The following is a 12329-nucleotide window of genomic DNA, read 5'->3' on the forward strand; positions in this document are numbered from 1 at the left end:
TCACCCCCCGCCCCCGCCCGCGTTCCCGCAGGAGACGGGGCGGCCGCAAGGGCCGGCTCCGACTGGGCCCGGCGGACCTGGTGGGCCTGGCGGTCCTGGCGGCCCCTCGTTCGGTGGCGGCGGTGACGACGACTGGATGCTCCCCCCGCCGTCGACCACGGGCGGCGGCGCGGGTGGGCCAGGCGCGCCCTCGTTCCAGCAGCCGCCAGGGCAGACTCAGTCGCCGGCGAGCTACGCGCCTCCGGCGACCTGGACCGCGACGATCGGCCCCGACCGCGAGTACTTCATGGCGATGATGCAGCGCTCGGGACCCGAGGCCACCGGGCTGAACCTGCCCGCGTACTCGCCGGAGCAGCAGCGTCAGCTCGTCGGCAACCAGATCACGATCGGCCGCCGCCGCCACTCCACCGGCGAGACCCCGGACATCGACCTGTCGGTGCCGCCGGAGGACCCCGGCGTCTCGCACCAGCACGCGGTGCTCGTGCAGCAGCCGGACGGCTCCTGGGCGATCGTCGACCAGAACTCCACCAACGGCACCACGGTCAACGGCGCCGAGGAGCCCATCCAGCCCTTCGTCCCCGTACCGCTGCAGGACGGCGACCGGGTGCACGTGGGCGCGTGGACGACGATCACGATCAGGCGGGGTTAACCGGGGAGAGCAGACGGAGACCCCGAGGGCCACGGTCGCGGCGCAGACGACTCCGTAGCGGTCGCGACGCAGACCGGTCCGTAGCGGGAGAGACGGTCCGCTAGCGGGAGAGACCGGTCCGTAGCGGGAGAGACCGTTCCGTAGCGGGAGAGACCGGTTAAGACGCCGGTTCAGACCGGGATGGGCCAGGCGTACGGGCCTTCGGGGTCGTCCAGCCAGGCCCACTCCTGGTCGCCGCTGACGGTGATCCCGAACCGTTCACGCCCCGGGCGCTCGCGCTGCCACAGGGCGAGCGCCTCCATCGGATCGAGGCTGCCCGCGGACAGCGCCAGCAGGAACTGGAACATCTCGTTGTGCAGGGCCCTGCGCGGCAGCCCGCCCGGCTGTGGCGGCTCGGTCTCCTGCCGGCCGGAGCCGCGCAACGGCACGAAGTACGCGGGCGTGTGCAGGAAGCGTCCCTCGGCATGCCCGGCCTCCTGTACGTCGAGCGCGACCAGCCCCGTCGCGAGCGGCGCGAGGATACGGGCGCCCGGGCGGCACTGGGCGATCCACGGGCGCGGCACCGAGGTCACGGTGCACGTGGCGATGATCCGGTCGAAGGGAGCGCGCTCGGGGCAGCCGCGCGCCCCGTCGCCGGTGACGACCACCGGGTGGTAGCCCGCGGCGGCGAGATGTCTGCGCGCGGACTCCGTGATCTCCGGTTCGAGATCGATCGTCGTGACGTGATCGTCGCCGAGCCGGTGGGCGAGCAGCGCCGCGTTGTAGCCGGTGCCCGCACCGATCTCCAGGACCGAGTCGCCGTCCCGCACCCCCAGCTCGGCCAGCATCTTCGCCATCAGCGACGGCTGGCTGCTGGACGACACCAGCCGGCCGTCCTGCACCCGTGTGGCCAGCGGCCCGTCCTCGTAGGCACCGCGCAGCCAGCGGGCGCGCCGTTTCGGATCAGGGTCCTCGCCCCACAGCCGTTCGTAGCCACGTGCGGTTTCGGGTGCACCCACGAAGTAGTACGGCACGAACAGATGGCGCGGGACCTCCGCGAACGCCCTCCGCCAGACCGGGTCCTCGTCCCAGGCCCCGCTCGCCTCGATGTCGCGCACGAGCCGGGCCCGTGCCGCGGCTGCGGCGGCTTCCACGGACGCGGGGTCCTCGTTCATCGGCAGGCTCGGGGCCATACACCCACTGTCCTGCGGCACGGGCGGGGAGGCCAGGCCGTACCCACCGATGGACGCGTCCTGGAGAGCGCGTCCTCAAGGGCGGGGGTGCCGGGTCCTAAGCCCTCGGTCCTCCGCCGGGGTGTCTGAGACCATGGGATACGTGCTGCAATTCCGGGGGAGAGCCCCGGACCCCCTGCCGACCGGGCCGGGGGCCGACGAGAGACCCATTGCGAGGCCAACCGACGTGACCGAGATTCCGCGCGGCACGCTTCAGGAGCAGTCCTTCTACGAGCAGGTCGGCGGCGAGGAGACCTTCCGGCGTCTGGTGCACCGCTTCTACCAGGGCGTCGCCGAGGACCCGATCCTGCGCCCCATGTACCCGGAGGAGGACCTGGGCCCGGCGGAGGAGCGCCTCGCGCTCTTCCTGATGCAGTACTGGGGCGGGCCGACGACGTACGGCGAGCGCCGCGGCCACCCGCGGCTGCGCATGCGCCACGCCCCCTTCACCGTGGACCGGGCCGCGCACGACGCCTGGCTGAAGCACATGCGCGTCGCCGTCGACGAACTCGGCCTCTCCGAGGAACACGAGCGCACGCTGTGGAACTACCTCACGTATGCGGCGGCCTCGATGGTGAACACGGCGGGCTGACAGACAGCATCACCGCCGTCTCGGACGACTGACCTGGGGCGCGTGGCAGGGTGAGCGACGCGGTCAGGCACATCGCGACTCGGGGCCGGCTGTGCAGCGTGAGCGCGAGGCACGTCCGCGCGACGGCCTTCGCGGCCGAGGCCGCCGCGGCTGGGCGGCTGAGCAGCCCGGGGGGCAAGGCTCCTGGGGACGGGCAGCCGCGGGGCTCCTCGGGACGGGGAGCCGCGGGGCTCCCCGGTACCGGGAGCCGCGCGGCATGGGCCCTGCCGCAGAGGCTATGCGCACGATGGGCCCTGCCGCAGAGGCTCAGCGCACGCTGACGTTCAGTGCTCCGAGTCCTGCCCTGCGTACCGCGATCGACCCGTAAGGGGTCCGCAGCCTCAGCCATGCGCCCGACGAGAGCAGCGCCATCTGCTGCGCCACGTCGGGCGCTGCCGCTGACGTGGCCGTGGCGGTCGCGGTGGCGCGGACGGGGCGCAGAAAACCCAGTGCCTGTGCGGCGTGGGCGGCCCGCACCGGCAGGTGCGTGTCGCCGAGCGGCCGTGACCATATCTCGCGGCCGATACGGTCGAGGTGGGCGCGGGTCCGCTGCCCGGGAGTCAGTTCCTCCACCCGCGACCTGAATTCGGCAACCGCCCCGCCCACCGTGGAGCGGATGGCGTCCGGCGCGGGCAGTCCCGGCTCTTGCCGCCAGCCGCCGCGGGGTGGGAGCAGGCCCGCCCAGGGCGGGCCGGTGACCGTCGCCGGCACGGCGGCCGTGCCGGCCTTCTCGTCGATGGATTCGAGGAGTTCACCCGCCGAGACGGTGGCGTCGAGCGGGCCGTCGGGCCCGCCCTCGTACGGCTTCGCGAGCCGCGCCGTACGGATCGCGAGGACCTCGAACGACGGCGGCTGCCCGAAGACGGCGAGCGTGTTCCCGGACGCCTGGAGGCGCACGGCGGCCGCGCGGTCGTAGTGGATCAGCCGGGCCAGAAAGGCGGCCAGGTCCGCCGCCTCCCCGGCATCGGCGAAGTGCAGCGTCGGTGGCGCCGTCATGCGGCGAGCGCCTCCGACTTGTCGCCCTCCGCCTTCTCGCCCTCCAGGTACTGCTGCAGGTACGTCTTCTCCTCGGCGGTGATCCGCCGCGGGCGCTGCGCCTCGAGGTTGTAGGGCACGACGACCGTCGACGCCCGCACGTATACCTGGTCGGGGTCCTTGATCTCGTACGCGATGGTGAGCGACGCGGCGTTGATCTTCGTCACCCATGACTCGACGGTCACCGGCTCGTGCCGGTGCACCAGCGGCCGCACGTAGTCGATCTCGTGGCGCGCCACGACGGAGCCGCCCGAGAAGGAAGGACTGCCGTCCCCCGGCGCCAGCCGGAACATGAAGTCGATCCGGGCCTCCTCCAGATAGCGGAGGAAGACCACGTTGTTGACGTGCCCGAAGGCGTCCATGTCCGACCAGCGCAGGGGGCAGCTGTAGATGTGACGGGCCACGGGCGCCTCAGCCTCGCGTCAGCTTCTTGTAGGTGGCGCGGTGCGGACGGGCGGCGTCCGGACCGAGCCGCTCGATCTTGTTCTTCTCGTACGACTCGAAGTTGCCCTCGAACCAGAACCACTTCGAGTTGCCCTCGTACGCCAGGATGTGCGTCGCCACGCGGTCCAGGAACCACCGGTCGTGGGAGACGACGACCGCGCAGCCCGGGAACTCGAGCAGGGCGTTCTCCAGCGAGGACAGGGTCTCGACGTCGAGGTCGTTGGTCGGCTCGTCGAGGAGCAGCAGGTTGCCGCCCTGCTTGAGGGTCAGCGCCAGGTTGAGGCGGTTGCGCTCACCACCGGAGAGGATCCCCGCCGGCTTCTGCTGGTCCGGGCCCTTGAAGCCGAACGCCGACACGTACGCCCGGGACGGCATCTCGACCTGGCCGACGTTGATGTAGTCCAGCTCGTCCGAGACGACGGCCCAGAGCGTCTTCTTCGGGTCGATGTTGGCGCGGGTCTGGTCGACGTAGGAGATCTTGACCGTGTCGCCGACCTTGATCGAACCGGAGTCCGGCTGCTCGAGGCCCTGGATCATCTTGAACAGCGTGGTCTTGCCGGCGCCGTTCGGGCCGATGACACCGACGATGCCGTTGCGCGGCAGCGAGAAGCTCAGGTCGTCGACGAGGACCTTGTCACCGAACGCCTTGTTCAGGTTCTCGACCTCGACGACGATGCTGCCCAGACGCGGGCCCGGCGGGATCTGGATCTCCTCGAAGTCCAGCTTCCGCATCTTCTCGGCCTCGGCGGCCATCTCCTCGTAGCGGGCCAGGCGCGCCTTGGACTTGGCCTGTCGCCCCTTGGCGTTGGAGCGAACCCACTCGAGCTCTTCCTTCAGACGCTTCGCCCGCTTGGCGTCCTTCTGCCCCTCGACCTTCAGACGCGTCTGCTTGGTCTCCAGGTACGTGGAGTAGTTGCCTTCGTACGGGTAGGCGCGGCCGCGGTCCAGCTCGAGGATCCACTCGGCGACGTTGTCCAGGAAGTACCGGTCGTGGGTGATCGCCACGACGGTGCCCGGGTACTTGGCGAGGTGCTGCTCCAGCCAGTTCACCGACTCGGCGTCGAGGTGGTTGGTGGGCTCGTCGAGGAGCAGCAGGTCGGGCTGTTCGAGCAGCAGCTTGCACAGGGCGACGCGGCGCTTCTCACCACCGGAGAGGTTGGTGACCTGCCAGTCGCCGGGCGGGCAGCCCAGGGCGTCCATGGCCTGCTCCAGCTGGGCGTCGAGGTCCCACGCGTTGGCGTGGTCGAGCTCCTCCTGGAGCTTGCCCATCTCGTCCATGAGCGCGTCGGTGTACTCGGTCGCCATCTGCTCGGCGATCTCGTTGAACCGGTCGAGCTTGCCCTTGATCTCGGCGACACCCTCCTGGACGTTCTCGAGGACGGTCTTCTCCTCGTTCAGCGGCGGCTCCTGCAGCAGGATGCCGACGCTGTAGCCGGGCGCGAGGAACGCGTCACCGTTCGACGGCTGCTCCAGACCGGCCATGATCTTGAGCACGGTCGACTTACCGGCACCGTTCGGCCCGACCACGCCGATCTTCGCGCCGGGCAGGAAGTTCAGGGTGACGTCGTCGAGGATCACCTTGTCGCCGTGCGCCTTACGCGCCTTGCGCATGGTGTAAATGAACTCAGCCAAGAGAAACCGTCCGGCATCTGGATCTGGGAGTGGGCAGATACACCCATCTTGCCGTACTGCCGTCGCTCGACGGAAACCGGATACGCCGGGGCCGGGTGCATGATGCCCCCGGCGGCCCTGGCGCAACGGGGACATGCCCAGGCCGCAAGGGCCGTCGGCCCCGGGAAGTCACCCAGGGTCGCGCCGCCCTCACTTCACGTTCGGGCCGCGATTCGCCCCGGTCGACCTCGGTTCACTCCTCGACCAGGATTCACTCGTCGGCCGGGGGTTCACTCGTCGGCCAGGGGTCGCTCGTCGGCCGGGGGGTCACTCATCGGCCGGGGGGTCACTCATCGGCCGGGGGTTCACTCATCGGTCGGGGTCTCCTTCTTCCGTACCAGGAACACCGCCGCGCCGCCGACCACGACCAGGGCCACCGCTATCCCCGCGATGAACGGCGTGGCGTTGGAGCTGCCGGTCTCCGCGAGGTCGCTGCCGCCGGAGGTGCCGCCGACCGACGCCGGACTGGGCGCGGACGCCACCTGCACCGTGTCATCGCCCGCAGCACTCTCGGTGCGGCAGTCCAGCACGCCCTTGATCCGCTTCTCGAGGCCGTTCGGCCCCTTGATCGTGAAGTCGTACGCCTGGTCCTCCTGCAGCGGTATCGTCACCGTCTGCGACTGGCCGGCCTCAGTGGTGTGCTCGAGGCCCATCAGCTCGAAGGTGAAGGCCTCGTCGCCCTCGTTTCTCACCGTGATGTCCACGCCGCCCTTGGCGCAGTTCTTCCCGGCCGAGAGCGCCGGTATCGCGCCCCTGTTCGCCCAGTTGGCCGCCGCCGTGGCGGAGACCGTGGACTCGCTGGAGCCGGCGAGGATCTGGGTCTGGCTCCGGGTCTCGGAGGCGAAGGCACGGCCGACCGGCACGGTGGTCGACGCCTGCACCTGCAGCGCGGCCGATCCGTTGGCAGCGCCCTTGGGGACCTCGAAGTACAGCTCGGTGCCGTCGGACGCCGAGGTGACCGCCTTGCCGTTCTTGTCGACGACCGTCACACCGCTCGTCGCGGAGTCCACTGGCGGGGTCACGGTGACCCGGCCGGCGTTGGTCCGCACAGTGACCGGTCCTAGCCGCTCACCTGGGTGCCCGGAGACGGCGGGCGGATCGAGTGTCAGCGAGCCCTTCGGCTCCGCCAGGTTCCGCGCGCTCTTGTGCAGATAGTCCGCCAGCTTCTCGGCGTCCGGGTCGACCGCTTCCACGTCCGCGTCGTCCGAGTACCGCCAGATCGCCACCTGCGTACCCGCCGCGGCGTCCTTCTCGCTGAGGCTGCTCGCTCCCGCCTTCCTGGCCAGCTCGGCGAGGTTGTTGACCTGCGGGTAGGAGTTCTGCAGGATCCACCGGATCCTGCCGGCATCGGAGTTCTCGCCCAGCGATGTGCCGCTCCAGGACGTCTCCTGGTACTCGGCGTCCTTCTGTGTGGGGTTCTGGATGTCTATGCAGTACGTCTGCAGAGTGCCGCCGTCGTCGACGGACATCTCGAAGAGGCCCGCCGGGACCTGCTGCTCCTCGCCGCTGTCGCGGATGACGGCCTGGCCGTAGATCTTCAGCCCGCTGAGGGTGGCGGTCGCACCACCCTTGTGCTGCGGGACGTCGTCCGCGACGGCCGGGGTCGCCGCGACCATGGCACCGGCGGCCACGAGCCCCGGCGCAAGGGCCGCGGCGACGAGCCGGACGAGACCTCGCCTGTGGACAGAGAACGCAGAAAACACAGAATTCCCCTTCAGGCGGGACCCGTTGACATGGGGGGTGCGGTCCCACCAGCAGAATCAATGGCCCCGCGGGCCACGCCGGGCATCCTATGAACGCGGCGCAACGTGATCCCCAGTCATGCCGTCGGATAAACCGATCCGACTCGGAATCGTTATCGCCCACACGGCGACTGCCACCGTCGTCGACAAACAGGTGACGCTACGTCACTGACGCTGGCTCCGGCGCGACTTGGACGGCCTGTGTCTCGAAGACCGGCTCGGGCGAGGCCACGGCATCGGCACCCGCGCCGAAAGGCGGCTCGCCCACACTCTCTGCGGGGCTCCGCTGCCCCTGTGCCGCCTCGCTCTGTGTCGCCTGTGCTGCCTGTGCCGTCTCGCGCTTCCCTCCGCGGCGGAAGTCCGAGGTCCCGCGCGACATGTCATGGCCGATCGCCAGCGCGTCGATGTCAGCCGACATCCACTGCTGTCCGCCGCGCTCCTCGTTCCGCACCTTCAACCTGCCCTGCACGATGACGGGGTCGCCGACGTTCACGGACGCCATCACATTGGCCCCCAGCAACCGCCAGGCGCACACCGTGAAGAAGTTGGTGTGCCCGTCGACCCATGTCTCCTTCACACGGTCGCGGTGGCGTGCGGTCACCGCCAGCCGGAAGCGCGCCACCGATCCGGTCGGCAACTCCCGGAACACCGGCGTCGTCGCCACGTTCCCCACCACGGTCACCACGGTCTCGTTCATTCCTGACCCCTCCCTAGTCCCCCGGCCCCCGGCGGCCGACGCGGATATGCGGATACGCGCACGGGCCCGTCCCGTACGGCTGCACCCTCGCTGTGCGGCTCCGTCCGCCGGATCCACCGGCGACCGCAGCGATCTCAGAGTGCATCCGCCGGGCCGGGCCCGCTGAGACCTGTGGGCTACCGGCTGGTTGTGGACAACTTCGTCACCCCGCCGGTCCGGCCGACCCCGATCACATCCACGTACTTCTCACGCACCTCCTGGTACCGCAGCAGTTCGGCCCCCACCGGATCGAGCACATGCGCCTTGCCACAGGCGGCGGCGGCCTCTCTGAGGCGCCGTTCCGCCTCCGCTCCGTATCGCCGCGCGGGTCCGCGTACCGCAACCCCGCAGGCCCGTTCGACGCAGGGGCCGCCCACGATGCCCGCCGACATGAGCAGCACCGGTACCCCCAGGTTGGGCGAGGTGATCCCGATGACCTGCCCAAGCAGCCACAGTCCGCCGATGACCTGGAGGATGGTCATCGACGCCTGGACCAGCACGGCCAGCGGCCACCAGCCGGGCCGCGGCGGCCGCCCCGCAGGCGGCCCGGCGGTCACCGCAACCTCGTCCAGCGCCTCGGGCAGCCCCTGACCGCCGCGGGCCGCAGCCTCGCGTACCGCCTGAGCCCACGGTGCCGGCAGCCCGTACGCCGCTTTGTTCGCCACCATGCGTACCGCCTGCTCGACGCGCTGGCGTGCCGCGGCCTCCTCGTCCACCGGCGCCTGGGGACCCGGTCGGGGCCGTAGCGCGAGCGGTGCGTTCCGGGCCTCGTACCACCGCCACAGCCGCAGCCACGGTGTGCCGCACGCCTTGTTGGCGTTGCGGGTCCAGGCCCGTTCCGCGGCCTCTCCGGCGGCCTCGGCGCCCACCGCCTCCGCGAGCCGGTCGGCGAACTCCTCTCGTGCCGCCTCGCTGAGCCCAGGGCGGCGCTCCGCCGCGTAGAGGGGCCGCAGGCGTGCCGCCGCGGCGTCCAGATCCGCGGAGATACGGCGTACGGCGGCGCCCCGTTCCGCGACGAACTGGTCGAGCGCGTCGCGCAGTTCGCCGACGCCCTCGCCCGTCAGCGCGGACAGCGCGAGCACGGTGGCACCGGGCTCGCCGTACTCCCCGAGTGCGATGCCGTCCTCGTCGAGCAGGCGCCGCAGATCGTCGAGCACCTGTTCGGCGGCGTCGCCGGGCAGCCGGTCCACCTGGTTGAGCACGACGAAGGTGACCTCCGCGTGCCCTGCCAGAGGCCGCAGATACCGCTCGTGCAGCACGGCGTCCCCGTACTTCTCGGGGTCGACGACCCAGATCACCGCGTCGACGAGCGCGAGGATGCGGTCGACCTGTTCGCGGTGGGCGGCGACGGCCGAGTCGTGGTCGGGCAGGTCGATCAGGACGAGGCCGCGCAGCTGCGCCTCCCCGTCCGGGCTCTTCGCGGGCCGGCGGCGCAGCCGCATGGGGATGTCGAGGCGGTCCAGCAGCCCTGCCGCACCATCCGTCCAGCTGCACGCCACGGGGGCCGCGGTGGTCGGCCTGCGCACCCCGGCGTCGGAGATCGTCACCCCCGCCAGGGCGTTGAACAGCGACGACTTGCCGCTGCCCGTGGCGCCCGCGATGGCGACCACGGTGTGCTCTTCGGACAGTCTGCGCCGAGCGGCGGCCTCGTCCAGGACGCGGCCCGCCTCGGCGAGCGTCTTCCTGTCGAGCCGGGTGCGGGACAGCCCGATGAGCTCGCGCAGTGAGTCGAGCCGGCCCCGTAGCTGCGTTTCGTACAGGGTGCTGCCCGGCGAGGCGTCGGCACCGCCACGGGATTCCGCTCCGCCATGGGCACCTCCACGGCCCTCATGGGCGCCGCCCTCGCCCCCGGCTCCGCCCTCCGTATCGCCGGCGGCTCCGTCATCGCCCGCTTGGGACACGCGCCGCGCGATCAGCCCGTCGTCCCAGGCACCGTCGGTTTCACGCGGCCTCCGATTCCCGCGCGCGTCCTCGCTGCCCTGATCGTCGTCCTCCACGCGCGCGTGCCCGCTGTCGCGACCGGTGGCCCGGGACGTTCTGCCGGGGTTCGGTTCACCCTCTGCCCCTGATGTGCCGGACGGGCCCGAACCGTGAGCCTCGCCCGACCCGCCGGTGGGGTCGGAGTGATCCCTGTGGTCAGTGACAGCGGTCACCGCGGTCACCTCTCCTTCTGCATGACGGACAGAGCGGCGATGAGTTCGGCCTGGGGTTCGGGGTGCACTCCGAGGGCGTCGAGCGGGGCCAGGCGCCGTTCGCGCTCGACGCTGAGCACCTTGTCCACGTAGCTGGTGAGCAGGCGCCCGCCGCGGTCGCGCAGCCGGAGCGCCCCGTGCGCCCCGATGCGCTCGGCCAGATTCTCGCCCGCCGAGCGGCCCCGGCGTCCGCCCAGCAGCGCGGTGGCGAGCAGAGCGGCGACGGCCTCCGGGTCCGGCGCGACGCCACGCGACGTCCGCCGCATATCCGGTGCGGCATCGAGGCCGCGCACTTCGTCCTCGGCGTGCTCCTCGAGGACGCGCCGCCACCGTCGTACCGTCATGCCGATCCGGTGTTCGGCGTTCTCCAGCCCCGGGGCACGGACCGTCAGCCCTGGAGCGAGGCCGCCCGGTTCGTGCCGCCACGCCTCCTCCACGCGCTCGTCGACCGCGGCCACGGCGTTCAGCAGCAGCGTTCCCAGGCTCTCGACGAGCGCGTCGAGCAGCTCCTCCGGGGTGCAGTCCAGCGGGTAGGCCCGCCAGCGCTTGAGAGCGTCACCCGCGAGCACGGCCCCGGCCTGCAAACGGCCCCGCACGCGCGCGTGCTCCTCTTCGTACGCCTCGTCGACAGCAGCCGTGAGCCGCAGCGCGGCCGCGTGCTGTGCGGCGACGGCGCCGGCCAGCTCGGGCATCCGCGCCCCCAGCGAGTTCATGACACCGTTGGCGGTACGGACGATCGCCTGGCGGCGGGCTCCCATGTCGTGCGCGCGGTGCACGAGCCAGGTGCGCAGGGGTGCCACGGCAGTGCTGGGCAGCAGCCCGCCGCCCCCCGCGGACTCGGGCAGCTCGGGCACGGTGAAACGGGGCGCATCGCCGAGTCCCGCCTTGGTGAGCAGCGCCGCGTACTGCCGGGACACCTCGGTGACGACCTGGTGCGGCACCCGGTCCAGCACGGTGACGAGCGTCACGTTGTGCTCCTTGGCGGTACGCAGCAGATGCCACGGCACGGCGTCTGCGTACCGGGCGGCGGTGGTGACCATGACCCACACGTCGGCGGCGCAGATCAGCTCGGCTGCGAGGAGCCGGTTCTCGGCCACGAGGGAGTCGACGTCGGGCGCGTCGAGGAGCGCGAGGCCGGGCGGCAGGGTGTCGACGGTCTCGATCCGCAGCGCCCGCCCCCCGGGCCTGGCGGGCGGCCGTCTGCCCCTCCACGTCTCCTGCTTGGTCGCCCGTACGCGCGCGAGCTGCGGCAGTACGCGCTTCCCGCTGAACCAGTGCTGGTCGTCCGGATGGCATACGAGCACCGGCGTACGCGTCGTCGGCCGCAGCACCCCGGCCTCGGTGACCTGACGCCCCACGAGGGAGTTGACGAGGGTCGACTTCCCGGCCCCGGTGGATCCGCCGATCACCGCGAGCAGCGGCGCTTCGGGTTCCTTCAGACGGGGCACCAGGTAGTCGTCGAGTTGCAGCAGCAGTTCCTCCCGGTTGGCACGCGCGCGTGCCGCCCCCGCCACGGGCAGCGGAAAGCGCGTGGCGGCGACACGGTCGCGCAGGACAGAGAGTGCGTCGAGCAACTGAGGCCGTACGTCGAAGGTCACCACATGCGAAGAATGCCCAATTTTGGAGCCTTTCTGAAGCATATGGGTGCTTCTGCGCGCCGATCAGACCCCCGGGACGCAAGGGTCCAGTGGGGCGCAGGCATAACGAGTGCACAACACCCGGGGCGCGAGAGGCCAAAAGCGATGCAGGATTCGTACCTGCCTGCGATTATCGGGACCGCTTCACTGAACCTCCACATCGAACCGCGGAGGAGAAGCAGGAGAGTCAAGGATCCAGGAGCCCTATCCTTGTCCCCGGCAAGGCCACGGTCAGCCCCACCCAGGGCGCTGGGCCACCGGCCACCACCCGGCCCCCGTAGCTCAGTGGATAGAGCAGGCGCCTTCTAAGCGCTTGGCCGCAGGTTCGAGTCCTGCCGGGGGCGCCAGTCTCCGCCCTCCCTTCGGGAGGGCGTTTTTGCT

The 12329-nt window shown here is 71.2% G+C and carries 10 protein-coding genes and 1 tRNA gene; 3 read left to right on the forward strand and 8 right to left on the reverse strand.

Annotation, left to right across the window (positions count from 1 at the left end; translation table 11 throughout):
- A partial coding sequence (locus H1D24_RS32165; RefSeq protein WP_181661254.1) for an FHA domain-containing protein occupies positions 1–649 on the forward strand: 649 nt, incomplete at its 5' end.
- A gap of 170 nt (positions 650–819) precedes the next feature.
- Here H1D24_RS32165 and H1D24_RS32170 read toward each other — a convergent pair.
- Positions 820–1821 carry a methyltransferase domain-containing protein gene (locus tag H1D24_RS32170; RefSeq protein ID WP_374064454.1) on the reverse strand — a complete coding sequence of 334 codons (1002 nt, stop codon included), beginning with the start codon at positions 1819–1821 and terminating at the stop codon, positions 820–822.
- Positions 1822–2047: 226 nt separating this feature from the next.
- Here H1D24_RS32170 and H1D24_RS32175 point away from each other — a divergent pair, with 226 nt between their 5' ends.
- Entirely contained in the window at positions 2048–2452 is a 405-nt protein-coding gene (locus H1D24_RS32175; protein WP_181661255.1) for a globin, read from the forward strand.
- A gap of 306 nt (positions 2453–2758) precedes the next feature.
- Here the strand turns inward: H1D24_RS32175 and H1D24_RS32180 are convergent, their stop codons facing one another.
- The 7 genes from H1D24_RS32180 to H1D24_RS43760 all read right to left on the reverse strand — a co-directional run bounded on the left by H1D24_RS32180 (position 2759) and on the right by H1D24_RS43760 (position 11912).
- Complete coding sequence (locus tag H1D24_RS32180) at positions 2759–3487, reverse strand: DUF8010 domain-containing protein (RefSeq protein ID WP_181661256.1); 729 nt, start codon at positions 3485–3487, stop codon at positions 2759–2761.
- Positions 3484–3930, reverse strand: coding sequence for an acyl-CoA thioesterase (locus tag H1D24_RS32185; protein ID WP_181661257.1), 447 nt, complete (start codon positions 3928–3930; stop codon positions 3484–3486). Before H1D24_RS32185 ends, H1D24_RS32180 begins: the two co-directional genes overlap by 4 nt.
- A gap of 7 nt (positions 3931–3937) precedes the next feature.
- The gene (gene ettA, locus H1D24_RS32190; protein ID WP_181661258.1) at positions 3938–5602 is read right to left on the reverse strand and encodes an energy-dependent translational throttle protein EttA; all 1665 of its coding nucleotides are present in this window, start codon (positions 5600–5602) and stop codon (positions 3938–3940) included.
- 344 nt (positions 5603–5946) lie between these two features.
- On the reverse strand, positions 5947–7344 hold the full coding sequence (locus H1D24_RS32195) for a Cys-Gln thioester bond-forming surface protein (protein WP_309484514.1): 1398 nt from the start codon (positions 7342–7344) through the stop codon (positions 5947–5949).
- Positions 7345–7543: 199 nt separating this feature from the next.
- On the reverse strand, positions 7544–8080 hold the full coding sequence (locus H1D24_RS32200; protein ID WP_181661259.1) for a single-stranded DNA-binding protein: 537 nt from the start codon (positions 8078–8080) through the stop codon (positions 7544–7546).
- 176 nt (positions 8081–8256) lie between these two features.
- Positions 8257–10272, reverse strand: coding sequence for a YfjP family GTPase (locus H1D24_RS32205; RefSeq protein ID WP_181661260.1), 2016 nt, complete (start codon positions 10270–10272; stop codon positions 8257–8259).
- A 5-nt stretch (positions 10273–10277) separates the two neighbouring features.
- Complete coding sequence (locus tag H1D24_RS43760) at positions 10278–11912, reverse strand: dynamin family protein (RefSeq protein ID WP_181661261.1); 1635 nt, start codon at positions 11910–11912, stop codon at positions 10278–10280.
- Positions 11913–12219: 307 nt separating this feature from the next.
- Here H1D24_RS43760 and H1D24_RS32215 point away from each other — a divergent pair.
- Positions 12220–12295: transfer RNA gene (locus H1D24_RS32215), tRNA-Arg, on the forward strand.
- The last annotated feature ends 34 nt before the right edge of the window (positions 12296–12329 follow it).

The organism is Streptomyces himalayensis subsp. himalayensis (assembly GCF_013778455.1).
Lineage (GTDB): Bacteria > Actinomycetota > Actinomycetes > Streptomycetales > Streptomycetaceae > Streptomyces > Streptomyces himalayensis.